22 protein-coding genes are annotated in these 24,537 nt (G+C 64.2%); 10 read left to right on the top strand and 12 right to left on the bottom strand.

The genetic code is table 11. The annotated features are described in order from the left end of the window. Positions 1 to 39 precede the first annotated feature (39 nt). The gene (gene tsaD, locus JYK05_RS14590; protein WP_206469564.1) at positions 40 to 1,077 is read left to right on the top strand and encodes a tRNA (adenosine(37)-N6)-threonylcarbamoyltransferase complex transferase subunit TsaD; all 1,038 of its coding nucleotides are present in this window, start codon (positions 40 to 42) and stop codon (positions 1,075 to 1,077) included. A gap of 4 nt (positions 1,078 to 1,081) precedes the next feature. Here tsaD and JYK05_RS14585 read toward each other — a convergent pair whose 3' ends face one another. Then, positions 1,082 to 1,708: a glutathione S-transferase family protein gene (locus JYK05_RS14585; RefSeq protein ID WP_206469198.1), complete on the bottom strand. Its 627-nt coding sequence runs from the start codon at positions 1,706 to 1,708 to the stop codon at positions 1,082 to 1,084. Between the two features lie 36 nt (positions 1,709 to 1,744). Continuing rightward, positions 1,745 to 2,986, bottom strand: coding sequence for an MFS transporter (locus tag JYK05_RS14580; RefSeq protein WP_206469197.1), 1,242 nt, complete (start codon positions 2,984 to 2,986; stop codon positions 1,745 to 1,747). A gap of 105 nt (positions 2,987 to 3,091) precedes the next feature. Here JYK05_RS14580 and JYK05_RS14575 point away from each other — a divergent pair, with 105 nt between their 5' ends. Then, positions 3,092 to 3,988: a LysR substrate-binding domain-containing protein gene (locus tag JYK05_RS14575; RefSeq protein WP_206469196.1), complete on the top strand. Its 897-nt coding sequence runs from the start codon at positions 3,092 to 3,094 to the stop codon at positions 3,986 to 3,988. Between the two features lie 51 nt (positions 3,989 to 4,039). On the opposite strand, the gene folE2 is transcribed toward JYK05_RS14575, so the two are convergent. From folE2 to JYK05_RS14555, 4 genes are all read right to left on the bottom strand, one after another. After that, a complete protein-coding gene (folE2, locus tag JYK05_RS14570) occupies positions 4,040 to 4,837 on the bottom strand; it encodes a GTP cyclohydrolase FolE2 (protein ID WP_175940970.1) in 798 nt (265 codons plus the stop codon). Positions 4,838 to 4,988: 151 nt separating this feature from the next. Further along, a complete protein-coding gene (gene dxs, locus JYK05_RS14565; RefSeq protein ID WP_206469195.1) occupies positions 4,989 to 6,899 on the bottom strand; it encodes a 1-deoxy-D-xylulose-5-phosphate synthase in 1,911 nt (636 codons plus the stop codon). A 90-nt stretch (positions 6,900 to 6,989) separates the two neighbouring features. Further along, on the bottom strand, positions 6,990 to 7,877 hold the full coding sequence (locus tag JYK05_RS14560; RefSeq protein ID WP_206469194.1) for a polyprenyl synthetase family protein: 888 nt from the start codon (positions 7,875 to 7,877) through the stop codon (positions 6,990 to 6,992). After that, the gene (locus tag JYK05_RS14555) at positions 7,874 to 8,188 is read right to left on the bottom strand and encodes an exodeoxyribonuclease VII small subunit (RefSeq protein ID WP_175940967.1); all 315 of its coding nucleotides are present in this window, start codon (positions 8,186 to 8,188) and stop codon (positions 7,874 to 7,876) included. The genes JYK05_RS14560 and JYK05_RS14555 overlap by 4 nt, the downstream gene beginning before the upstream one ends. Positions 8,189 to 8,519: 331 nt before the next feature. On the opposite strand from JYK05_RS14555, the gene JYK05_RS14550 reads away from it, so the two are divergent. Continuing rightward, positions 8,520 to 9,626 carry an aromatic ring-hydroxylating dioxygenase subunit alpha gene (locus JYK05_RS14550; RefSeq protein WP_175940966.1) on the top strand — a complete coding sequence of 369 codons (1,107 nt, stop codon included), beginning with the start codon at positions 8,520 to 8,522 and terminating at the stop codon, positions 9,624 to 9,626. 103 nt (positions 9,627 to 9,729) lie between these two features. After that, complete coding sequence (locus JYK05_RS14545) at positions 9,730 to 10,599, top strand: sulfurtransferase (RefSeq protein ID WP_175940965.1); 870 nt, start codon at positions 9,730 to 9,732, stop codon at positions 10,597 to 10,599. A 6-nt stretch (positions 10,600 to 10,605) separates the two neighbouring features. Here the strand turns inward: JYK05_RS14545 and JYK05_RS14540 are convergent, their stop codons facing one another. The 3 genes from JYK05_RS14540 to polA form a co-directional block, all read right to left on the bottom strand. Continuing rightward, on the bottom strand, positions 10,606 to 11,481 hold the full coding sequence (locus tag JYK05_RS14540) for a dienelactone hydrolase family protein (protein WP_175940964.1): 876 nt from the start codon (positions 11,479 to 11,481) through the stop codon (positions 10,606 to 10,608). A gap of 219 nt (positions 11,482 to 11,700) precedes the next feature. Then, positions 11,701 to 13,080: an NAD(P)/FAD-dependent oxidoreductase gene (locus JYK05_RS14535; protein WP_206469193.1), complete on the bottom strand. Its 1,380-nt coding sequence runs from the start codon at positions 13,078 to 13,080 to the stop codon at positions 11,701 to 11,703. A gap of 162 nt (positions 13,081 to 13,242) precedes the next feature. After that, entirely contained in the window at positions 13,243 to 15,981 is a 2,739-nt protein-coding gene (gene polA / locus JYK05_RS14530) for a DNA polymerase I (protein ID WP_206469562.1), read from the bottom strand. 1 nt (position 15,982) lies between these two features. Here polA and JYK05_RS14525 point away from each other — a divergent pair, with 1 nt between their 5' ends. Next, positions 15,983 to 16,732, top strand: a complete 750-nt coding sequence (locus JYK05_RS14525) for a TIGR00730 family Rossman fold protein (RefSeq protein WP_175940962.1) — start codon at positions 15,983 to 15,985, stop codon at positions 16,730 to 16,732. Between the two features lie 155 nt (positions 16,733 to 16,887). Further along, a complete protein-coding gene (locus JYK05_RS14520) occupies positions 16,888 to 17,955 on the top strand; it encodes a hypothetical protein (protein ID WP_175940961.1) in 1,068 nt (355 codons plus the stop codon). Between the two features lie 22 nt (positions 17,956 to 17,977). Here the strand turns inward: JYK05_RS14520 and JYK05_RS14515 are convergent, their stop codons facing one another. After that, positions 17,978 to 19,504, bottom strand: a complete 1,527-nt coding sequence (locus tag JYK05_RS14515; protein ID WP_206469192.1) for an AMP nucleosidase — start codon at positions 19,502 to 19,504, stop codon at positions 17,978 to 17,980. Between the two features lie 177 nt (positions 19,505 to 19,681). Here JYK05_RS14515 and JYK05_RS14510 point away from each other — a divergent pair, with 177 nt between their 5' ends. From JYK05_RS14510 to JYK05_RS14500, 3 genes are all read left to right on the top strand, one after another. After that, positions 19,682 to 20,092, top strand: coding sequence for a hypothetical protein (locus JYK05_RS14510; RefSeq protein ID WP_206469191.1), 411 nt, complete (start codon positions 19,682 to 19,684; stop codon positions 20,090 to 20,092). A 91-nt stretch (positions 20,093 to 20,183) separates the two neighbouring features. Further along, a complete protein-coding gene (locus JYK05_RS14505) occupies positions 20,184 to 21,155 on the top strand; it encodes a homoserine kinase (protein ID WP_206469190.1) in 972 nt (323 codons plus the stop codon). A 14-nt stretch (positions 21,156 to 21,169) separates the two neighbouring features. Continuing rightward, on the top strand, positions 21,170 to 21,991 hold the full coding sequence (locus JYK05_RS14500) for a BPSS1780 family membrane protein (RefSeq protein ID WP_206469188.1): 822 nt from the start codon (positions 21,170 to 21,172) through the stop codon (positions 21,989 to 21,991). Between the two features lie 91 nt (positions 21,992 to 22,082). On the opposite strand, the gene JYK05_RS14495 is transcribed toward JYK05_RS14500, so the two are convergent. Both JYK05_RS14495 and JYK05_RS14490 read right to left on the bottom strand, forming a co-directional pair. Continuing rightward, a complete protein-coding gene (locus JYK05_RS14495; protein WP_175940956.1) occupies positions 22,083 to 22,256 on the bottom strand; it encodes a DUF3563 family protein in 174 nt (57 codons plus the stop codon). A gap of 136 nt (positions 22,257 to 22,392) precedes the next feature. Further along, complete coding sequence (locus JYK05_RS14490; RefSeq protein ID WP_206469186.1) at positions 22,393 to 23,553, bottom strand: PHB depolymerase family esterase; 1,161 nt, start codon at positions 23,551 to 23,553, stop codon at positions 22,393 to 22,395. Positions 23,554 to 23,839: 286 nt separating this feature from the next. On the opposite strand from JYK05_RS14490, the gene JYK05_RS14485 reads away from it, so the two are divergent. Beyond that, positions 23,840 to 24,529 (top strand): phosphatase PAP2 family protein, encoded by a 690-nt coding sequence (locus tag JYK05_RS14485; protein ID WP_206469184.1) that lies wholly within the window; start codon positions 23,840 to 23,842, stop codon positions 24,527 to 24,529. The last annotated feature ends 8 nt before the right edge of the window (positions 24,530 to 24,537 follow it).

The raw sequence follows: 24,537 nt of genomic DNA, 5'->3' as shown, positions 1-24,537 counted from the left end.
TTTCGGTTCGCTTTGATGCACCCAATGGATGTCACCCACATGCTCGTTCTCGGCATCGAAAGTTCCTGCGACGAAACCGGCCTCGCGCTCTACGACACCGAGCGCGGGCTGCTTTCGCACGCCCTTCACTCGCAGATCGCCATGCATCGCGAGTACGGCGGCGTCGTGCCGGAACTCGCGTCGCGCGATCACATTCGCCGGGCGCTGCCGCTGCTCGAACAGGTGATGAACGAGGCGCGCGTCGAGCGCGAAAGCATCGACGCAATCGCCTTCACGCAAGGGCCGGGGCTCGCGGGCGCGCTGCTGGTCGGCGCGAGCATCGCCAATGCGCTCGCGATGGCGTGGGACAAGCCGACGGTCGGCATTCACCATCTGGAAGGGCATCTGCTCTCGCCGCTTTTGGTCGATTCGCCGCCGCCGTTTCCGTTCGTCGCGCTCCTGGTGTCGGGCGGCCATACGCAACTGATGCGCGTCACGGACGTGGGCGTCTACGAGACGCTCGGCGAAACGCTCGACGATGCCGCTGGCGAAGCGTTCGACAAGACCGCGAAGCTGCTCGGGCTCGGCTATCCCGGCGGGCCGGAAGTCTCGCGCCTGGCCGAATTCGGCACGCCGGGCGCGGTCGCGCTGCCGCGCCCGATGCTGCATTCCGGCGATCTCGACTTCAGCTTCAGCGGTCTGAAAACCGCCGTGCTGACGCACAGCCGCAAGCTCGACGCATCCGGCGGCAATGTCTGCGAGCAGGCGAAGGCGGATCTGGCGCGCGGTTTCGTCGATGCCGCCGTCGATGTCCTCGTCGCGAAATCGCTGGCGGCGCTGAAGAAGACCGGCCTCAAGCGGCTCGTCGTGGCGGGCGGCGTAGGCGCGAACCGGCAGTTGCGCGAGGCGCTGTCGGCGGCGGCGAAGAAGCGGCGCTTCGACGTTCACTATCCGGACTTGTCGCTCTGCACCGACAACGGCGCGATGATCGCGCTGGCGGGTGCGCTCCGGCTCGCGCGATGGCCGGAGCAGGCCGTGCGCGACTACGCGTTCACGGTAAAGCCGCGCTGGGATCTCACCGCGCTCGCGCGCGCCTGACTGCCTATTTCGGCGGATTGAACGGCTGCACGATGGCTGCGAACGCCGGCAGCGTCTCGCAGCGGTCCGCGTGACCGATCAGCGACGGCCAGCGCGCTTGCGCGAAGACCTGCGGATGCGCTTCGCGCGCGAAGCCCAGCGCGCACGCCACCGCGATGTCCGCATGACCGATCGAATCGCCGAACCAGTAAGGCGTCGGGCGCGCGGCGCGGTCGGCTTCGAGCACGTTCAGCACGCGCTCGACCTGCCCCGTGCAGCGATCCACCCACGCCTGCGATTTCTCCTTGTGCAGCACACGCTCGTAGACGAGCGCGACGGCTTTGTCGGCAAGGCCCGTTGCGAGCGCGCACACCTTCAGCGCCTCGCGCCGCGCTGCGCCCGCTGATGCGATCAGCGCGCGCCCGGGGCCCGCTTGTTCGTCGAGATAATCGAGAATCATCGCGCTTTCGATCAGCACGTCGCCCGAATCGAGCACGAGCGTCGGCACGCGAATCAGCGGGTTGAACGGCGCGATCTTGTCGGCATCGCCGAACACGGACCACGGGCGATGCTCGAACGCCATGTCGTACAGCGTCAGCGCGATGGCGACGCGCCGCACGTACGGAGAATCGTATTGGCCGATCAGGATCAAGATGCGCGTCCTCGTTGCGATTGCCGGAAAAGCATTCTACGGCCGCGTGCGCTGCGGGAACAACGGCAGCGCGAAGAGCGCAGACAGGCCGGCCGCGAGCCATACGGTCGTCCACGAGCCGAACGACAACACATGCGCAATGGCGAGCGGCGTCAGAAAGAACCCGACGTAGACCGCAGTGTTTGCCATGCCGAGTGCCGTGCCTGCGTGCGCGGTGCCGGCGAGCGTAGCGAGTTCCGTGTACGCGACGCCGTGCCATGCGGACACGCACACGCCCGCGAGCACGAGCATTACGGCAAGCAGCGCCGGCGTGCGCGCGACGCCAAGCGCCGTGGCCGCCGCCAGCGCGACGAACGATGCGGACGCCACGAGCGTCGAAGCACGCAGATACGCGCGCCGGTTACCGTGCCGGTCCGTGAGTCGGCCGCTCACGACGCGCATGACCATTGCGCCGAGCTGGATCGCGCCCATCGTCGCGCTGATCGCCGTGACGCCGAAGCCGCCCGCATCGTGCAGAAACACAGTCGCGAAGGTCAGCACCGCGAACTGCGGCACGCACAGCACGCCGATGCCCGTCACCATCCGCCAGATACATGGACGTCGAAGCGGGCCACGATCGGCTGCATCGGCGATAGCGGAGGAAGGCTCGGCTGCGCGATGCGAGGCAATCGGCGGCTCGCGCAGCCAGCGCCACGCGAACGCACCGGAGACCGCGCACATCGCGGCGAGCGCGCCGAACACCGCCGTGAAGCCATGCGTCGAGGCGAGCCACGGCAGCAGCGCCGCGCCGATTCCGCCGCCCAGCGGGACGGCCGTCTGGCGGATGCTCATCGCGAGGCCGCGCTCGTTTTCCGCAAACCACGACATGACCGCGCGCCCGCTCGATCCGTTGACGCTGCCGCCGAGCAGGCCGAGCAGGCACATCGCGAAGACGAGGAAGCCGAGGGTGGTCCCGGGCGGCGTGGCGAGAATGCTCGTTGCGAGCAGCGTCGCGGCCGTGGCGAAAAGGCCGGTCAGCAGAACGGGCCGGTCGCCCCAACGGTCCGTGAGCAGGCCCCACGGCAATTCGGAGACCGCGACGCCCAACCCCAGCGCACCGAGCACGAGTCCCAAGCCGCCATTGTCGAGGTGATAGCCGCTGCGCAGCCATACCGCCGTGGTCGGAATGCCCGTCGCCGCCGCCGAGAAGCTCGCGTTCGCCGCCACGCCCACGCTGAGCACTTTCCATCGATGCGCAGCGCTCCACGCGGGCGCATTCACGGTCAAAAGGGTTGCCATTGCTGTCCTCGTCTTTCGTTTGACTCCGAGCAGTCTGACGGCTTAGCATCGTCCCGAAAATCACAAAGTTTCGGATGCGTCGTTCGAAAAAACAGGATGGTTGCGATGAATCACGTTACGTTCGATCTTGCCGTGCTGCGCAGCTTCGTCGCAGGCATGGATCTGGGCAGCTTCGCGAAGGCGGCAGATCGGGTCGGGCGCTCGACGTCCGCGATCAGCGCGCAGATTCGCAAGCTCGAAGAACAGGCCGGTACCACGCTCTTTCGTAAATCGGGGCGCGGGCTCGCGCTGACGGACGCGGGCGAAGTGATGCTCGCGTACGCGCGACGCCTCGTCGAACTGAACGACGAAGCGTCCGTCGCCGTGCGCGGCGTCGATCTGGAAGGCTGGATTCGGCTCGGTCTACAGGAAGATTTCGGCGAAGTCGTGCTGCCGGACGTGCTCGGCCGCTTTGCGCGGGCGCATCCGAAAGTGCGGATCGAGGCACGCGTCGCGCGCAATACCGAACTGCTGGAGCGCATCGACGCCGGGCAGCTCGACCTCGCGCTCGTGTGGGGCACGACCGGCGCGGCGCAGATGCAGCCGCTCGCCTCGCCGTCGATGCGCTGGATCGGCTCGTCCACCGTTCCGTGGCAAAACGACCGCAACGAGCCGCTGCCGCTCATCGCGTTCGATCGTCCCTGCCTCTTTCACAGCGCGGCGACGTCGGCGCTGGATCGCGCGGGCATCAAATGGCGTGTCGCCTTCACGAGCCCGAGCCTTTCCGGTCTTTGGGCCGCTGCCGCTGCAGGGCTCGGCTTGACCGTGCGCACGTGCTACGGGCTGCCCGCCACCGTGCGCACGCTCGACGAGGCCGAGCACGCACTACCGACGCTGCCCGCCATCACGCTCGCGCTGCATCGCACGCCGGGAACCGCCTCGCCGCCGATCGAGCGGCTGGCCTCGCTCGTCGTGGATTCGGTGCGCGAGACGCATGCGTCGGCGCAAATGGAATTCGCATGAAAAAGCCGGTCGCTCGAACCGGCTTTCGCTCGCCTCGACCAGCTCACGCGATCAGCGTTTGTCGCGCTCGATCACCGCATACGCGCTGTGATTGTGGATCGACTCGAAGTTCTCCGCTTCGAGCACGTAGGCGACGATGCGCTCGTCCGCGTTCAGCCGCGTCGCGATATCGCGCACGAGGTCCTCGACGAACTTGGGATTCTCATACGCGCGCTCGGTCACGAACTTCTCGTCGGGGCGCTTCAGCAGCCCCCACAGCTCGCACGACGCCTCTTCTTCCGCGATGCGCACCAGCTCTTCCACCGCGACCTCGCCCGCCAGTTCCGCCGTGATCGTCACGTGCGACCGCTGATTGTGCGCGCCGTACTGCGAGATCTTCTTCGAGCACGGGCACAGGCTCGTGACCGGCACGAGCACTTTCAGCGTCAGCCGCGTCTGGCCGTCGCGCTTCTCGGCGATGAACGTCGCCTCATAATCGAGCAGGCTCTGCACGCCGGACACCGGCGCCGTTTTCATCACGAAGTACGGCAGCGTCACTTCGATACGGCCCGAATGCGCTTCGAGTTTCGCGAGCATCGACGCGAGCATGGCGCAGAGCGCAGCCTGATCGAGCGGCTCGCGATGTTCTTCGAGCAGCGCGACAAAGCGCGACATGTGCGTGCCCTTCTGTTCGGCCGGCAAATGCACGTCGAGATTCCATACGCCGACGCTCGGCTGAACGCCGCTTTCCGTGCGCACCGACAACGGATGCCGAACGCCTTTCACGCCCACGCGCTGAATCGCGATCTGACGCGTGTCGGGCGTGCTTTGGACGTCCGGCATCACGAAGGCGGGATTCATCTGATTCATGTTTTTATGTCCTATCTGCACCGACGCTTCACGCGCGTGGCGCTAAACGGTGAAACGCATACGGCGCGGGACGAAGCCCGCGCCGTATGCAAACACACTGCGGCCATTGCCGATGAACGGCGCGCCCCGAGCGCCCGTGGCCGATTCTGCGTCAGGCGACGCGCTTGGTCAGCTTGTCCGCCGCTTCGACCGCGGACAGGAAACGCTCGCGGATGGAATGCGCAATGCCGGCCGCATCCAGCCCGACGCTCGCGAGCAGCTTGGCCGGATCGCCGTGGTCGATGAACACGTCCGGCAGGCCGAGTTGCAGCACCGGCTTGACGACGCCGCTCGCGAGCAGCGCCTCGACGCACGCGGAACCCGCGCCGCCCATGATCGTGCCTTCCTCGACGGTCACGAGCGCGTCGTGCGTCGCGGCCAGTTCGCGCAGCAGATCGGCGTCGACGGGCTTCACGAAACGCATGTTCGCCACGGTGGCGTCCAGTTCCTCGGCGGCGGCCAGCGACGGCGCGACCATCGTGCCGAACGCGAGAATCGCGATGCGCTTGCCGGAGCCCATTTTCTGCGACGACTGACGGCGGATTTCGCCCTTGCCGAGCGGAATGGCGGTCATCTGCTTGACGGTGGCGACGCCCGTGCCCGCGCCGCGCGGATAGCGCACGGCCGTCGGGTTCGGCTGCTGAAGCGCCGTGTAGAGCATCTGACGGCATTCGTTTTCGTCGGATGCGGCCATCACCGTCATGTTCGGGATGCAGCGCAGGAACGCGAGATCGTAATTGCCCGCGTGCGTCGCGCCGTCGGCACCGACCAGGCCCGCGCGGTCGATTGCGAATACGACCGGCAGATTCTGCAACGCGACGTCGTGGATCAACTGGTCGTACGCGCGCTGCAGGAACGTCGAGTAAATGGCGACGACCGGCTTCATGCCGTCCGCAGCCAGCCCGCCCGCGAACGTGACGGCGTGCTGCTCCGCGATGCCGACATCGAAGTAGCGGTCCGGGAAACGCTTTTCGAACTCGACCATGCCCGAGCCTTCGCGCATGGCGGGCGTGATGCCGACCACGCGGGAATCCTGCGCGGCGGCGTCGCAGAGCCATTCGCCGAAGACCTGCGTGTAGGTCTTCTTCGACGGCGCGGTCGAGGGCTTGATGCCTTCGGCCGGATTGAACTTGCCCGGGCCGTGATACAGAACGGGATCGGCTTCCGCGAGCTTGTAGCCCTGGCCTTTCTTCGTGACGACGTGCAGGAATTGCGGGCCGCGCAGTTCCTTGATGTTTTGCAGCGTCGGGATGAGCGAATCGAGATCATGGCCGTCGATCGGGCCGATGTAGTTGAAGCCGAACTCTTCGAAGAGCGTGGCCGGCACGATCATGCCTTTCGCGTGCTCTTCGAGCTTGCGGGCGAGGTCGAGCACCGGTGGCGCGGCGCGCAGCACGCGCTCCACGCCCGCGCGGGCGGCGGCATAGAAGCGGCCCGACATCAGACGCGCCAGATGGCGATTCAGCGCGCCGACCGGCGGCGAGATCGACATGTCGTTGTCGTTGAGGATGACGAGCAGCGGCAGGTCGTCGGCGACGCCCGCGTTGTTCATCGCCTCGAACGCCATGCCCGCGGTCATCGCGCCGTCGCCGATCACGGCGATGGAATAGCGGTTGTCGCCCTGCAGTTTGTTCGCGATGGCCATGCCGAGCGCCGCCGAAATCGACGTGCTCGAATGCGCCGTGCCGAACGTGTCGTACTCGGATTCGCTGCGGCGCGGAAAGCCCGAAATGCCGTTGAGCTGACGCAGCGTCGGCATCCGGTCGCGGCGTCCGGTCAGAATCTTGTGAGGATACGTCTGATGGCCGACGTCCCAGACGATACGGTCGTTCGGCGTATCGAACACATAATGCAGCGCGATCGTCAGCTCGACCGTGCCGAGGTTGGACGACAGATGGCCACCCGTCTGCGACACGCTGTCGAGCACATAGGCCCGCAGTTCGTCGGCAAGCGGCTGCAGTTGGCGTCGATCGAGGGCACGCAAATCGGCCGGATCGTCGATGGTTTTCAGCAAGTCGTACATCGTCGTCCCATTTTAGGAAAACTGGCGTGATTCGTTCAGCGCGAGTGACTTCTACGTTTCGCGCCGTGGGCTTCGTCACGCGTTCAACAATTAATGCGCCCGGTTCACGACCAGGTCGGCGAGTTCGGCAAGGCGCTGCGCCCGAGCGCCGAACGGCTGGATAGCGGCGTGCGCGTCGCGGCCGAGCTGCGCCGCGAGTTCGCGCGACGCGTCGAGTCCGATGATCGACACGTAAGTCGGCTTGTCATGCTGCGCGTCTTTGCCGGCGGTCTTGCCGAGCGTCGCGGAATCGGCCGTGACGTCGAGAATGTCGTCGACGACCTGAAACGCGAGCCCGACGGCAGCGGCGTATTGATCGAGCGCGGCGAGCACGTCCGCGCCCGGCTCGTCGCCTGCAAGCGCGCCCATGCGCACCGACGCGCGCAGCAACGCGCCCGTCTTCTTGCGATGCATGGTTTCGAGTTCGGGCCGCGACAGCTTGCGCCCGACGCTTTCGAGGTCGATGGCCTGCCCGCCCGCCATGCCGACGGAGCCGCTCGCGACCGCCAGTTCGCGCACGAGCGCGGCCTGCTGGCGGTCCGACAGACCATTGCCTTCGGCCGTCAGCGCGATGAACGCCTGCGACTGAAGCGCGTCGCCGACAAGCAGCGCCGTCGCTTCGTCATATTGAATGTGTACCGTGGGCTTGCCGCGACGCAGTGCGTCGTCGTCCATCGCGGGCATGTCGTCGTGCACGAGCGAATAGACGTGGATCATCTCCAGCGCGGCGCTCGCCGCTTCGACCGCCTGCGCGCTCGCGCCGGTGAGTTCGCCGGCCGCGTGAACCAGAAGCGGACGCACGCGCTTGCCGCCGCCGAGCACGGCATAGCGCATGGCTTCATGCAGACGCGCCGGCGCGACATCCGTGCCGGGAAGATAGTGCTCGAGCGCGGTTTCGACGCGGTCGAGCGTGGCGCGCATCCATTGTTCGAAGGTCATAGATCGTCCCCGTTGTCGTTCGTCGCGCGTTCTGCGTCGCCGGGCAGCGGCTTGAGCGTCTCGCCGTCGAGCACGCGAACCTGCTGCTCGACTTTTTCGAGCTGTTGTTGGCAAAAGCCGACAAGCGCCGCGCCTCGGCGGTACGCGGCAAGCGATTCTTCGAGGCTCAACGCGCCCTCTTCCATGCGCGCGACGAGCGATTCGAGTTCGGCCAGCGCCGCTTCGTAATTCTGCGGAAGCGGCGAGCTGTCCGCGCCCGGCGCATCGGCGCGGGCTTCTTCGCTTGTTGCGTCTTCTGCGGTCTTCGCCATGAATCGTGGATGTGCGGTGAAAATTGGAACCAAGTCGCACATTCTACGGCAAAAGCCGATTTTTCGACCCGCATCCCGTGCGCGCGACGCGACGGCGACCCCCGCGCACGGCGATGCCACGCCGCGCGGCATGCGGACGACATGCGCGCGGAACGACTCTTGCGCAAGATCAGCTAAATGCGCATTTGTAGGAACTCTCGCGACAATTTATACCCAAATCAAGACCTTATGCGCCCCGGCGAGGCGGATTTCGGTATAATCGCGGGCTCCCTAAATCGAATCTTCGATGGTTGGGTTGTTCACTGCTTTCACGTCTTCATCGGGAGTGGGAATGTCCAATCTGAGCAATGCATTGCAGTTGAAGGCTGTTCATAGTCAACTGCCAGTCACGGCTTACTTTGACGAAGCGCTTCTTACGCGCGAAATCGACGTACTTTTCAAGCAAGGTCCACGCTATATCGGGCACGAACTCATGGTCCCCGAAGCGGGGAACTATTTCGCGCTTCCCGGCGAAGGCGAAGGGCGCGTGCTCGTCCGCAATCAGCAGAACAACATCGAACTGCTGTCCAACGTGTGCCGTCACCGTCAGGCCATCATGCTAAACGGGCGCGGCAGCGCGGAGAACATCGTCTGTCCGCTGCACCGCTGGACCTATGATCTGAGCGGCCAGTTGCTCGGCGCGCCGCATTTCGCCGACAAACCGTGCCTCAATCTCGGCGCCACGCCGCTACAGAACTGGCAAGGCCTGCTCTTCGAGGCCGAGGGCCGCAACGTCGCGGCCGATCTCGCCAAGCTCGGCACGGCGCGTCACTTCGACTTCTCGGGCTTCATGTTCGATCACGTCGAAGTGCACGAGTGCAACTACAACTGGAAGACCTTCATCGAGGTCTATCTGGAGGACTACCACGTCGCGCCGTTCCATCCGGGTCTCGGCAGTTTCGTGTCGTGCGACAACCTCGAATGGGAATTCGGCGACTGGTACAGCGTGCAGACGGTGGGCGTCCACAAGAATCTGGAAAAGCCCGGCAGCCCGACGTATCGCAAATGGCACGACCAGGTCCTGCGCTTTCGCAACGGCGCGCCGCCGGAGTTCGGCGCCATCTGGATGGTGTACTACCCCGGTCTCATGATCGAGTGGTATCCGCACGTGCTCGTCGTGTCGTGGCTCATTCCGCGCGGCACGCAGAAGACGACGAACATCGTCGAGTTCTATTACCCCGAGGAGATCGCGCTGTTCGAGCGCGAGTTCATCGAGGCCGAGCGCGCCGCGTACATGGAAACGGCGCGCGAGGACGATGAAATCGGCGAGCGCATGGACGCGGGCCGTCGCGCGCTCATGTCGCGCGGCGAGAACCAGGTCGGGCCGTATCAAAGTCCGATGGAATCGGGCATGCAGCACTTCCACGAGTTCCTGCGGCATCAGCTCGGCAGCATTTGAGCGCAGCGCATCATCGCAAGAGACGGGCTTTCGGGCCCGTTTTCTTGTTTACACTAGGCGTTCATCCACTTCGAAGTCCGTGCCGAAGCTATCAGGAGCCGCCATGCCGCACACTCACTACACCACGCTCATTTCAGCGGCCAATCTCGCCCAATGGCTCGCCGACGCGCCCGGCAGCGTGCTCGTCTTCGACTGCCGCTTCGATTTGGCCGCGCCGGAAGCCGGAGAAACGGCCTACGCCGCCGGCCACATTCCCGGCGCGCATTACCTGCATCTCGACCGCGACCTGTCCGGCGCGAAAACCGGCACGAACGGCCGGCATCCGTTGCCGGAGCGCGCAGCGCTCGTCGAGAAGCTCGCGAGCTTCGGCTTGAACGAAGGCCAGCAAGTCGTCGCTTACGACGCGCAAGGCGGCATGTACGCCGCGCGTCTGTGGTGGCTGCTGCGCTGGCTCGGGCATGATTCGGTCGCGTTGCTGGATGGCGGCCTGCAAGCGTGGGAGGCTGCGGGCAAGCCGCTCGACACGGCCGTGCCGCCGAAAGCGCAGGGCACGTTCAAGGCTGGCCAGCCGCTGCAAGTGACCGTGGATGCGCGAGCGATCGAACGCAGTATCGGCACGCGCGATCATCTGCTGATCGATGCGCGCGCCGCCGACCGTTATCGCGGCGAGAACGAAACGATCGATCCGGTCGGCGGCCACATTCCCGGCGCGCTGAACCACTTCTTCAAGAACAACCTGACGCAGGAAGGCCGCTTCAAGACGGCACACGAACTGCGCGAAACGTTCGCCTCGCTCATCGGCGAGACGCCCGCGGATCGCGTGGTGCTGCAATGCGGATCCGGCGTGACGGCGTGCCATAACGCGCTCGCAATGGAAATCGCCGGGCTGCACGGCGCCGCGCTCTATCCGGGCTCATGGAGCGAATGGAGCGCCGATCCGGGCCGCCCCGTCGCGACCGGCGCGAAGGCCTGATCCGTCTTACTTGACGCCGTGCTCGTGGAACCACGCGAGCGCGCGCTTCCAGCCGTCTTCGGCGTCGGCCTTGCGGTAGCTCGGGCGATAATCCGCGAAAAACGCGTGCGGCGCGTCGTCGTAGACCACGAACTGCGAGCCGCGCGCGCTCGGCGGGCCGTTCGCGATGGCCTGTTTCATCTGCTCGATGGTGTCCTGCGGAATGCTCGGATCCTGCCGTCCATATAGGCCGAGCACGGGCACCTTCAGTTCGCCAGCGTTGTCGATCGCATTGCTCGGTGAGTTCGCCGTCTTGTTGCCGGCGAGGCGCCCGTACCACGCGACCGCCGCCTTCACGCGCGGATTGTGCTCCGCGTACAGCCACGTGATGCGCCCGCCCCAGCAGAAGCCGGTGATGCCGAGCCGCTTGAGATCGCCGCCGTGCTCGCCGGCCCATTTGACTGTCTCGTCGATATCGGAGAGCACCTGCGAATCCGGCACCTTGGAGACGATCTGATCGTTGAGTTGCTGAATCGACGGATACACCGACGCATCGCCTTGCCGCGTATAAAGATCCGGCGCGATGGCCAGATAGCCCAGCTTGGCGAAGCGGCGGCAGACATCGGCGATATGCTCGTGCACGCCGAAAATCTCGTGGATCACGATGATGACCGGCAGATGCGTCTTGCCGAGCGGCTGCGCGCGATACGCCGGAATCAGCGTGCCGTCCGCGCCGCGCACGCCGATCGCGCCGGCTTCGAGACCGTCGGCATCGGTATGGATGGTCTGCGCGGAGACCGGCAGCACCGCAGCCGCGAAGCCGGTGCCGAAAGCGGCCTTGATGAAAGTGCGTCGATCGAACGGAACGCGCGGGATGAGGCTGTCGACTTCGGGACTCAGCATACGAAGCTCCTGCGGCAAGCGCCGCCAACGCGCCGCCGATGCGGCTCGCTCGCGTGTCGAGCCACAGCCGCACCGATGGCACTGAACCGGAAACCGCGCTGGAACGTCGCAGCGCGGCGCTACACGACTGTTCGGGCGGCAAGCCGCATCGCCCGGGCGCGCACGACACCGCGCGCGCCGCCCATTCTAAACAGCTTTGTTCCGCAAGCGCTTAAGCCGTCAGTGCAGCTTCACGCGCGGCGCGGTGGACCGGCGCAGCCAGTGCGCGAAGGTATCGAGCACCATGCGCGCGTAGCCATGCAGCGCAGCCACATGGAGCCGGTATAGCGACATGTACATGAAGCGCGCGAAGAGCCCTTCGATCAGCATGTTTCCGCCGATCAGCCCGCCCATCAGATTGCCGACCGCGCTGTAATGTCCGAGCGAAACGAGCGAGCCGAAATCGCGATAGGTGTATTCGGGCAGCGGCTTGCCGTCCATGCGCCGCGCGAACGCCTTGAACAAGAAACTCGCCTGCTGATGCGCCGCCTGCGCGCGCGGCGGCACGTTGCGCTCGTTGCCGGGCCACGGACAGGCCGCGCAATCGCCGAGCGCGAAGACGTTGTCGTCGATTTCGGTTTGCAGCGTGCGGCGCACGATCAACTGACCGAGGCGATTGGTCGGCAGGCCGTCGAGTTGCGACAGCACCGCGGGCGCCTTGATGCCCGCCGCCCACACCGTCAGGTCCGCGCGGATGATCTTGCCGCTCGCCGTGCGGATCGAGTCGCGCGAGACCTGCGCGACGGTCTCGCCCGTCATCAGCTTCACGCCGAGCTTCGTGAGCAGTTCCGCCGTGGCGGTCGACACACGCTCCTGCAACGCCGGCAGAATGCGCGGCCCCGCTTCGATCAGGACGATGCCGATGTCGTTCTTCGGATCGAGCTTGTGCAGGCCGTACGCCGACAGCACTTGCGCGGTGTTGCGCAGTTCCGCCGACAGTTCGACGCCCGTCGCGCCCGCGCCGACAATCGCGATCTGAATGCGCGGCGCGGCTTCCACGACGACAGGCTCCTGCGCCGGCCCTTCGACGGCCAGTTCGGGCACGACGTGCTCGGCGCGCATGCACGCGGCGATCAGCCGTTTGCGAAAAAGCTCCGCCTGACCGACCGTATCGAGCGCGATCGAATACTGCTGCGCGCCCTCGACGCCGAAGAAATGCGTCGTGCTGCCGATCGCGATCACGAGCGTGTCGTATTCCAGTTGGCGCTGGGGCAACAGTTCACCGGCTTCGTCGTCACGCAGCGCGCCTATTGTGATGCGCTTTGCCGCGCGGTTCAGGCCGATCATCTCGCCCTGCTGGAACTCGAAGCCGTGCCACAGCGCCTGCGCCGCGTATTCGAGTTCCTGCGTGAACGGGTCCATGCTGCCCGCCGCGACTTCGTGCAGCAACGGCTTCCAGATGTGCGTCGGATTGCGGTCCACGAGCGTGATCTGCGCGCGCGGCGTTTTGGCGTCCGTTTTGGCGTCGGCCTTGCCTTCGCCCGAACCGAAGCGGTCACCGAGACGCGTCGCGAGTTCGAGACCGCCCGCCCCGCCGCCGACGATAATGAAGCGATGCATGAAGAGCTCTCCCTTTGCCTGATGGATTGCACGGCGCTGTCCGCTCGCCTCGTTGCCTCATTGTGCGTGATGCGACGCGGCATTCACAAGCGCCGCCGTCGCATGAACGACATATGCTCGATGCCGGCCGCTCAGTGCGCCCTCAGTCGCCCTCAGTCGCCCTCAGTGTGCTTCTTCCCAGTTGTTGCCGACGCCCACTTCCGCGACGAGCGGCACCTTCAGTTCGGCGACGCCGCACATCAGTTCGGGCAGGCGCTTGCGCACGTCCGGCAGTTCTTCTTCGGGCACTTCGAGCACGAGTTCGTCGTGGACCTGCATGATCATCTTCGTGCGCATGCCCGCTTGTTCGATCCAGTCCTGCACCGCGATCATCGACATCTTGATGAGGTCGGCGGCGGTGCCCTGCATCGGCGCGTTGATCGCGGCGCGCTCGGCCGCCTGACGGCGCGGACCGCTGCCGCCATTGATCTCGGGCAGCCACAGCCGCCGCCCGAACACGGTTTCGACGAAGCCGTTCATCTTCGCCGTCACGCGCGTGGTTTCCATGTACGCGGCCACGCCCGGATAGCGCGCGAAATAGCGGTCGATATAGAGCTTCGCCGCGTCGCGCGTGATGCCGAGATTCGACGCGAGACCGAACGAGCTCATGCCGTAGATCAAGCCGAAGTTGATGACCTTCGCGATGCGCCGCTGGTCGTTGTCCACTTCGAGCGGCGTCACGCTGAACACTTCGGATGCCGTCGCGCGGTGCACGTCCTCGCCTTCCGTGAACGCGCGCATGAGCGAGGCATCGCCTGAAATGTGCGCCATGATGCGAAGTTCGATCTGCGAATAATCCGCCGACACGATCTTGCTGCCCGGCGGCGCGATGAACGCCTCGCGAATGCGCCGGCCTTCGCCGGTTCGCACGGGAATGTTTTGCAGATTCGGTTCGTTCGACGACAAGCGCCCCGTCACCGCGACGGCCTGCGCGTAGTTCGTGTGCACGCGGCCCGTAGCCGGATTGACCATGCGCGGCAGCTTGTCCGTGTACGTCGACTTGAGCTTCGACAGCGCGCGATGTTCGAGTAGCACCTTCGGCAGCGGATAGTCTTCTGCGAGCTTTTGCAGCACTTCTTCGTCCGTGGAAGGCGCGCCGCTCGGCGTCTTCTTCACGACGGGCAATTGCAGCTTCTCGAAGAAAATCTGGCCGATTTGCTTGGGCGATCCGAGATTGAATTCGCCGCCGGCATGCTCGTAGGCTTCCGTCTGTAGCTCGATCAGGCGCTTGGCGATTTCGTTGCTTTGCGCGTCGAGTTTCTCGCGGTCGATCAGCACGCCGTTGCGCTCCATCTTGCGTAACACGCGCGCGGTCGGCATTTCGATATCGCGATACACGCGCAGCAGTCCTTCTTCTTCCGCGACCTGCGGATAAAGCGTCTGATGCAGGCGCAACGTCACGTCGGCGTCTTCGGCTGCGTATTCGGCGGCCTTCTCCAGCGCCACTTCATCGAAGCCGATCTGCGCCGCGCCCTTGCCCGCCACGTCTTCGTACTTGATGGTCTTCACGCCCAGATGCCGCAGCGCGAGGTTATCCATGTCGTGCGGACGATGCGACTCCAGCACGTACGATTGCAGCAGCGTGTCGTGCTCGACGCCGTTCAGCTCGATGCCGTGATTGGCCAGCACTTGCTCGTCGTACTTCAGATGCTGGCCGACCTTCTTCTTCGATGCGTCCTCGAGCCAGGGCTTGAGCTTCGCGAGCACTTCGTCGCGCGGCAACTGCACGGGCGCGTCCGGCCCGCGATGCGCGACCGGAATGTACGCGGCATGTCCCGGCTCGACTGCCACGGACAAGCCGACGATCTGCGCGACCATCGGATCCAGCGACGTGGTCTCCGTATCGAACGACGTAATCTCGGCGGCTTCGATGCGCGCGAGCCATGCATCGAACTGCTCCCACGACTGCACGGTCTCGTAGTGATGGACGATCTCGGTGACTTCGGCGGGTGGGGTATCGGTCGGGCCTTCGACGGCATCCGCGATTTCGATCTCGCGCAGCCACGTCTTGAAGCCGTGCCGCAGGAACACGTCGCGCAACTCGTCGCGCGATTCAGGGCGCGTTTGCAGCGTCTCTTCGATAGAGTCGATCTGCGAAGTGAGGTCGCATTCCGTGTGCACGGTGACGAGCTTTCTCGCCATCGGCAGGAAGTCGAGAGCCTTGCGCAGATTGTCTCCTACCGCACCTTTGATCTCGCTCGCGTGTGCGACGATGCCATCGAGCGTTTCGTATGCGGTAAGCCATTTGAGCGCGGTCTTGGGTCCGCACTTTTCGACGCCGGGCACGTTGTCGACCGTATCGCCGATGAGCGACAGATAGTCGACGATGCGCTCCGGAGGCACGCCGAACTTGTTCACGACGCCTGCGCGATCGAGCGTTTCGTTGGTCATCGTATTGATGAGGGTGACATGATCCGTCACGAGCTGAGCCAGATCCTTGTCGCCCGTCGACACGATTACCTTCATGCCGCGCTTTTCGGCCTGCACGGCGAGCGTGCCGATGACGTCATCGGCCTCGACGCCTTCGATCATCACGAGCGGCCAGCCGAGCGCGCGCACGGCGACATGGATGGGCTCGATCTGCTTGCTGAGGTCTTCGGGCATCGAAGGACGGTTGGCTTTGTAATCGGCGTACCAGTCGTCGCGGAAGGTCTTACCCTTGGCGTCGAAGATGCACGCGCTATACTCTGCATTGATTTCGCGGCGAAGGCGCCGCAGCATGTTCACCATCCCATACAGTGCGCCGGTGGGACCGCCGTCGGGACCACGCAGGTCAGGCATCGCATGGTAAGCCCGGTACAAGTAGCTAGAACCGTCGACCAATAGCAGGGTCTTACCTTCAAGACTGAGTTCTTCAGGCATTATGAACAAGAGAAAAGTGATTCCGAGTCTGCGATCACTCGCAGATCAAGAGCGCGCGACAGCCAAGAAGGCCCGCGCGTCGTGGCAGATGTTCACGATTATGGCAGAGTTTATCGAGGCGACCGAGTACCTCTCGGAGATCCGCCCTGCCATCAGCATCTATGGTTCGGCCCGTCTGAAACCGGAGTCGCCGTACTATCAGCGCACCATCGAAATCGCGCAAAAGTTCTCGGATGCAGGCTTCGCCGTCATTTCGGGCGGCGGTCCGGGCATCATGGAAGCGGCCAACAAGGGCGCGCACGCGGGCAAGTCGCCGTCGGTGGGGTTGAACATCGAATTGCCGCATGAACAGTCGGGCAATCAGTGGCAGGACATCTCGCTGCGCTTCCGTCACTTCTTCACGCGCAAGGTAACGTTCGTGAAGAATTCGGATGCGGTCGTGGTGATGCCGGGCGGCTTCGGCACGCTCGACGAACTTGCCGAAGTGCTCACGCTCATCCAGACGAAGAAGTCGCGTCATGTGCCTATCGTGCTGGTCGGCGCGGAGTTCTGGGCGGGGCTGCTCGACTGGTTCAAGAAAACGCTGTTGACCAATGGCGTGATTAGCGAGAAGGACCTCGATCTGATGCAAGTCATCGACGAGCCGGATCAGGTGCTCGATGCCGTGCTGCGGTTCTATGAAGACCGCGAAGAGAAGGTGGAAGAACCGGCTGAGGGTAAGTCGGACGAGGATCGGATGTTTTATTTGTAAGGCTGAAGGTTGGGCGCGGAGGCTTTGAATCAGTGTCTCCGCGCGCTTCAGTCCGCCTCTCCGGCTTGTCGAGGCTCAGGCCCTTGACCAATTTTCACGATTATTAGTTCTGCAGAATGTAAGCTTTGCCCCGGCACTTGTAGTCGGAGCGAAGCATGGCAAGTATCAAACACAGCAAGCTTTTCAACGCCGCCCTATGGATTTGCGCATTCGTGGGAGCCGGAGTTTGGGCTTTTGCGTGGGAAGCAATCGCGCATCACCTAAACTCTCGCCTCGTCGCCTCGGTCTTAGCTGGCGATGTAGGAGAGCCGACGGCAGTAGCGGTCGGAGCGGCGACAGGGATTATCAGGTTCTCTCCCATCGTGTGCACAGTCTGGGCCTTCTCAACACGTAGAAAAGCAGACCGATTCTCTCTGTGGCGCATGACCGTGCTGTGGGCAAGCGCAGGGCTCGGCGCGGTCGCTCTCGCCGTCGTAGCCGTGGTTCAATTGAGCAGCGCATTTCCCGGCACGCCGCAACAAATATCGCCGATTGCCAGCCCCGCGCAGTCATCCGTCCCGAGAACCGACTCGCCACCAAGTCGTACGGACGAGACGGCAACGGAAGGTCCAGGAAAGTCGCAGGACGACACGTCCCCTGTCAAGGCCATGCCTGATCCTCAGCAGCAGTTCGTAGCCGATCTAACGCAACAAGAACCTGACCTTGATCAAATCGCCCATGATCCCGACTGGAAGACCTATCTGCAATGGAATGAAGGAGCGTCGACGATCGCTGACGTTCTAGCCGATGCAAATCGCAAGCGCGACGTGCAAACAGTCGTAAACGTCATTGAATCGTTCAAGCTTTCAAAGAATGCGGCGGCAGCACGCGGAGTTCCGTTCCTCGAAGAAAAGCGCTACGAGGAGGAATTAATGCGTCAAGCTCCGTTTCTTGATACACGCACCTATCAAACGAGCTTCGACTGCAAGAAAGCTCTTTCGACGCCGGAGTATTTGGTCTGCCACGACGCGGAGTTAGCTAGCGCTGACTTACTTCTTGCACAGTTGGTCCAGCAGGTCCGAAGCATTGTCACCGATCAGGCTGCGCTTACCGAACGACTTCGAAAGCAGTGGAACTACCGGCAGCAACGATGCTTGGACAAGCCATGCCTCGCCGCGTGGTACGCCTACGAGCGAGACATCCTCATCAAAGTGGCGGAAACGGGGAACGTCAACGCTCGATAACGTCCCCGATGAGCGCCCTATATTACTGAAACGCCACCTCCGCGAAACTCCGCAACTTGCGAGAGTGCAGCCTCGACAAGCCGTTCATCCGCAACAGTTCCATCGCCTTCACGCCGATCTGCAAGTGCTGATCCACCTGCGCGCGATAGAACTGGTCTGCCATCCCCGGCAGCTTCAGTTCACCGTGCAGCGGCTTGTCCGATACACATAGCAACGTCCCGTACGGCACGCGAAAGCGAAAGCCGTTCGCAGCAATCGTCGCGCTCTCCATATCGAGCGCGATCGCCCGGCTTTGCGACAGGCGCTGCACCGGCTCGCGATGATCGCGCAGCTCCCAATTCCGGTTATCGACACTCGCGACCGTCCCCGTTCGCATCACGCGCTTCAGCTCGACACCTTCCAGCTGCGTCACCTGCGCCACCGCTTTTTCGAGCGCGACCTGCACTTCCGCGAGCGCCGGCACGGGCACCCAGAGCGGCAGATCGGCATCGAGCACGTGATCTTCGCGCACATAGCCATGCGCGAGCACATAGTCGCCGAGACGCTGCGTGTTGCGCAGGCCCGCGCAATGGCCGAGCATGACCCACGCGTGCGGGCGCAGCACCGCGATGTGATCCGTGATCGTCTTCGCGTTCGACGGCCCCACGCCGATATTGACCATCGTGATGCCGCTGCCGTCCGCGCGCTTCAGGTGATACGCGGGCATCTGCGGCAAACGCGCGAGCGCCGTGCCTTCGTCGGGCTGCTCGCCGAGATTCGCGTTGTACGTGATGACATCGCCCGGCTCGACGAACGACGAATATTCGCTGCGATACGCGCGGGTCTCTTCGTCGTCGGCGCGCGACATCAGCGTGCGGCCGAGCTTCACGAACTCGTCGATGTAGAACTGATAGTTCGTGTAGAGCACGTAGTTCTGGAAATGCGTCGGCGACGTCGCCGTGTAATGGCGCAGCCGATGCAGCGAAAAATCCACGCGCGCCGCCGTGAACAATGCAAGCGGATGCGGCTCGCCCGGTCCGGGCTCGTACGTGCCGTTGACGATGCGGTCGTCGAGCAGCGCGAGGTCCGGCGTATCAAAGACATTGCGCATCGCGAGCAGGCGGTCGCGGTCGAGATCGCCTTCGAGGTGAATGCCTTCCGCGAACGCGAAGTGGATCGGAATGGGTTGCGCCGACACGCCCACTTCGATGCCCACATGATGATTCTTCGTGAGCAGGCGCAACTGCTCGCGGTAGTAGTCGCCGAAGAGATCGGGCCGCGTGAGCGTCGTCTCGAAGATGCCCGGCCCCGCGACAAAGCCGTACGAGCGGCGCGAATCGATGTGCGTGTTCAGCTCCGTTCGCACTCGCACGAACGGATAGCACGCGCGCACCCGATGCGTGAATTGCTCGTTGCGCCGGTAGCGCGCGAAGGCGTCGCGCAGAAATGCGGTGTTCGCTTCGTAAATGGCGGAAAGGCGCGTGACGGCGGCGACCGGGTCATCGAAGGATTCGGTCGGGAAATCGTTGGCCGGCGTGCCTTGCGTGGTTTGTGTGCGGTCGTTTGTCATGATTTTGTGTGCGTGTGCTTCAATGCCCTGTCGATGAATCGACATTAACACGGAAGAAAGCGCGGACCATGAAGCCCCTACCGCGCGCCTTCCGATAAGCCGGACACGCGCGAAGCAACGCGGGCCGTTACGCTTCGATAGGGTTTGTTAGAATCCGGCCATCCCTGGAGAATTATCATGAAGCCGCTTCTTTCTGTCGCGACGGCGGCAGTCCTCGCCGCCGCAAGCGTTGGCGCCTTCGCGCAGCCGATATCCGACGCGAACCCGCCGGCGGCGCAACCGGCTCAGCACACCATGTCGGCGGAAGAAGCCGCGGGCCTTCCGGATCTCAAGGCCATTAACCGGCCGCCCGCCAATGTCAGCTCCAAGGTCGAGATTTCGCCGCCGCGCACGCCGAGCTTTCACGAACTGAGCCCGAACGGAACCGAGATCACCGAGTACCGCGACAAGGGCAAGCCTGTCGAGATCAACGTCCACTCGAATTTCGGCACGCATTATCAGATGAGCGCGCCTGCGGATACGTCGCCGCAAGTGCGCGACAACGGCCGCGCGAGCACGCGCCTGCCGTCCGTGAATCTGCGTTATTGAGTCAAGTAAGATAGCTTCGAGCCCGCTCTCCGTGAGCGGGCTTCGTCATTCGGCCCCGCGCGGGCCAATCAACCAGACCGACGTTTCCTGCATGGCCGTATTCACTCCCGTCACTGACGCCGAGCTCGGCGACTGGCTGCAACATTACGATCTCGGCGATGTCGTCGACTTTCGCGGCATCCAATCGGGCATCGAAAACAGCAACTTCTTCCTCACGACCACGCACGGCGAATACGTGCTGACGATCTTCGAGAATCTCACGGCCACGCAGCTTCCGTTCTATCTGGATCTGATGCGCCATCTCGCCTCGCATCGCGTGCCGGTTCCCGATCCGATGCCGCGCTCCGACGGCTCGCTCTTCGGCATGCTGCGCGGAAAGCCGGCCGCCATCGTCACCAAGCTCGAAGGCGCGCCCGAACTGGCGCCGACGCCCGCGCATTGCATCGAGGTCGGCAACATGCTCGCGCGCATGCATCTCGCGGGACGCGACTTCCCGCGGCATCAGCCGAATCTGCGCAGCCTGCCGTGGTGGCAGGAGAATGTGCCGGCCATCATCGATTTCTTAAGCGACAGCCAGCGCGAACTGATCGAATCCGAACTCGCGCATCAGACCGCCTTTTTCGCCTCGGCCGATTACGCGGCGCTGCCCGCCGGCCCGTGCCATTGCGACCTCTTTCGCGACAACGTGCTGTTCGCGCATGGCCGCGAGCACGCGCGGCTCGGCGGCTTCTTCGATTTCTATTTCGCGGGCGTCGACAAGTGGCTGTTCGACGTGGCCGTGACCGTGAACGACTGGTGCGTCGACCTGACGACCGGCGCGCTCGATGCGGCCCGCGTCGATGCGCTTTTGCGCGCCTATCAAACCGTGCGCCCTTTCACGCTGGCCGAGGAACGCCACTGGAATGACATGCTGCGCGCGGGCGCCATGCGTTTCTGGGTGTCGCGGCTCTATGACTTTCATCGTCCGCGCGAAGCGCAGATGCTGAAGGCGCACGATCCCGGCCATTTCGAGCGCATTCTGCGCGAGCGCGTCCAAGCCGCGTCCTCTTCCGCCCAACGGTAATTCAGCGACTCCTCATGCGACTCATCGAAGTTCCCGCCAAAACCGGCTACGTGTGGTTTCGCCAGGGCATCTGGCTCTTCCGCCGCAACCCGTTTGCGTTCCTCACGGTGTTCTTCGCCTATTTGTTCGTGATGACGCTGATTTCGCGCGTGCCGCTCGTCGGTCCGTTGCTGCCGCTCTTGTTCATTCCCGGCGTCGCCGTGGGTTTTATGGCCGCGTGCCGGAACACCATCGCGGGCAAGCCCGTCTGGCCGACCATCCTCGTCGACGGATTTCGCTCGTACGGAAGTGTGGTCGCGCGCCGCTTGCTGGTGCTGGGCGCGCTGTATGTCGTCGCGATGGCGGGCATTTTCGGCATCTCCGCCCTGGTGGATGGCGGCGCGCTCCTCAACCTGATGATGGGCAACGCGCCGTCCGGCGACCCGGAGACCGTCGCGGCCGGCTTCAGTCCGCTGGCGGTGCTGGTGGCCATGGCGTGCTACCTGCCGGTCGCCATGCTGTTTTGGTTCTCGCCGATTCTGATTGCATGGCACGAGGTTCCGACCGCGAAAGCGCTGTTCTTCAGCCTCGTTTCTTGCTGGCGCAATCGCGGCGCGTTCATCCTGTACGGCGTCCTATGGATCGCGGTGGCGCTCGCTATTTCCTTCGGCCTGACCGCGCTGATGCAGGCGCTCGGCGTCGGACAGGAGATGGCGTTCGCGGTGCTGATGCCGGCGTCGATTCTCGTGACCACCGCGCTGTACTGCTCGTTCTACGCGACGTATCGCGGCTGCTTCGGCGTGCAGACGCCGGATGCGCCGGACCTGCCGAACACGTCCGGCGCCTCGGGACGCTGACGGCGCCGCGCGAATGCGGCGATCAGACAACAAAAAAGCCGGCTGACTGCCGGCTTTTTCGCATCGACTCAAGCTCGCGCCGAGGGACGACTCAGTTCGCCATCCACGACGGATGACGTGCTGCGGCACGCTGGTCCAACTTCTTCATGCGATATTCGAGATCATAGATGTCGGTGGCTTCAGCGAGGTACGCGTCGTCACGCTCGCGGTCACGCTCTTCAGCGGTCTTGGTCAGGAACAGGAAAATACGGGAAAGCAGGAACATGATTGGCCTCGCTGGATACTGGGGTAACTACCTATAAGCGTGATTATAGGGTAATCCCTGAGCCAGCGCCAGCATTTACCGCTAGAACGCTGATACTAAAGACGAAATTGCAACACCTGAAACAGAGCCGCCGCGTTTAAGCGACGAACGCCGCGCGCGCGGCCTCGCTGGAGCGGCGCTGATGCTTGAAGAACTCCCACAGCACCGCAGACGAATCCGGCCCTTTGGACGAATGGAAGGCCACGGTGTCGTCGCCGCCCGCCCACGCATGCCCGAGTCCGCGCACGATCGACGTCTTCACGACACGTCGCCCGTTCTTGAAAAAGTCGCGCACGACGCCGTCGGCATGCGTTTCCTCCCGCACTTCGCCCGCGCGCGGCTTGCCCGCTGCGTCGATGAAGCCGTTCAGCCGAAGGAACTGCTGCGTCAGTTGCTCGGCGTTCTCGGCGGACACCACCGAATCCAGTTCGCCGTGGATGATGACTGCCGGCATGCCCGGATAGTCGCGCACGTCGAGCGCGGCGTCGATCAGCGTCACCGGGTCGGTGCGGCTTGCGCGACGCATGACGTCCATCGCGCCGATCGCCGAGTTCGCCTCGCCGAAAACCACGCCGGAATGCAGCCCGACCGCCGCGAACAAATCCGGATAGCGGACGGCGAGCAGCGCCGCAAGTCCGGCGCCCGCCGACATGCCCGCGAGATAGACGCGTTCGGGATCGAAATGGTGCTCGGCGACCGTCGCGCGAATGAGCGATACGATCGACGCCGCCTCGCCGCCGCCGCCGCTGTCGGAATCGTCGTACCAGCGCCAGCAGCGATGCGGATGGTCGTGCTTCGACTGCTCCGGGTATAGGACCGCGAAGCCGTATTTGTCCGCGAGGAGATTCATTCGCGTACCTTGCGCGAAGTCGTCGGCGCTTTGCTTGCAGCCGTGGAGCATCACGACGACGGGCATGCGGCCGAGGCCGGTTCTCGGCGGCACGTACAACGCGTAGGAAAGGTGGTTGACGAACCGGCCGGCAGTCGGCGGGGCGGAATGATACGAGCGATCCCACTTGCCGCGCGCCCATGCGGACGCACGCGGCCGCACGCGGGACTCGCGCGTTTCGGGGCGACGAGCAGCGGGCGCGAAAGCCGCGGCCTTCGAGGCGGCGCCCGACTTGAGCTTCGATCGTACCGTTTTCGAACGCGCGGGCTTCGCAGCCGGGCGCGACTTCGGCGGGCGGATGCCTTCGACTTGAACTGCGACCAGGCGTCTCAAGCCACGCAACCAGAGTTTGGTAAGGCTCTTCGACATTCGGCTGGTTCTCCTAAAGCGTGTTTCAAATACGCGCGCTTGACGCGTCGTGTTGCAGTGCACAATACCACTAATTAGGATGATGCGCTCATTCGCACGCCTCGGTGCATCGTCGTAATGTGCGGCCTTGACGGCAGAAGAAAGAAGTTGAAGAGAATTGGGCGAATTTGTTGGCTAAGTGACGGCCAAAAATTCGTCTTCCTCCCAACCGGTATACTGCTGCTCCAACCCGCTTACCGGCGTAACCGCTGCCGCAACGCAGCAACTGCTATTCCTATTGCTCCTGATGAACGTCGAAATTCCCGTTTCGCTCTGGTTGAGCATTACCGCCCTCGGCAGCGTCGGCGTCATGCTGCCGGTCGGGCTCGCCGCTGCCGCGTGGCTCGCGCTGGGTTATCGCTGGAAGTACACGCTCGAATGGCTCGCGCTGCTCGGCGCGGGCAGCGCATGCGTCGCGCTGAGCAAGATCGCGTTCATCGGCTGGGGAATCGGCGTGCGCATTATCGACTTCACGGGTATCAGCGGCCACGCTTACATGGCGACCGCGGTGCTTCCCGTGGCGCTCTTTGTCGCGCTGCTGCCGGCACGCGGCCCGTTGCGCGCGGGCGGCGTCGGCGTCGGTCTGCTGCTGGGCGCGCTGATCGGCGGGTCGCGCGTGGTGGTCCACGCGCATTCGGTATCGGAAGTCGTCGCGGGCTGCGCGCTCGGCGGCGCGGTGGCGATCGCGTTCGTGAGCATCGCGTGGAAAGCGGAAGCCGGCAAGCTATCGCCGACGCCCGTGGTGGCAAGCCTCGGCGCGGTCGTCGTCGCGCTGCATGGCGTCCCGGTGCCGACGCAGCACTGGATCACCGAGATTGCGCTCGGATTATCGGGCCACGAGCGCCCGTACGTTCGGGCGCGCTGGAAGGCGAAGATCTATCGCGTGCCGGACCGGCGCGCCGACTCCCAAGCGCCGCGCGAGCCCGCCGCCGCGTAAAGCAACGG

The organism is Caballeronia sp. M1242, from assembly GCF_017220215.1.
In the GTDB taxonomy this organism is placed as follows: Bacteria; Pseudomonadota; Gammaproteobacteria; order Burkholderiales; family Burkholderiaceae; genus Caballeronia.
The sequence above is the reverse complement of the archived record's forward strand: the minus strand, read 5'-3'. Positions and strand labels throughout refer to the sequence as shown.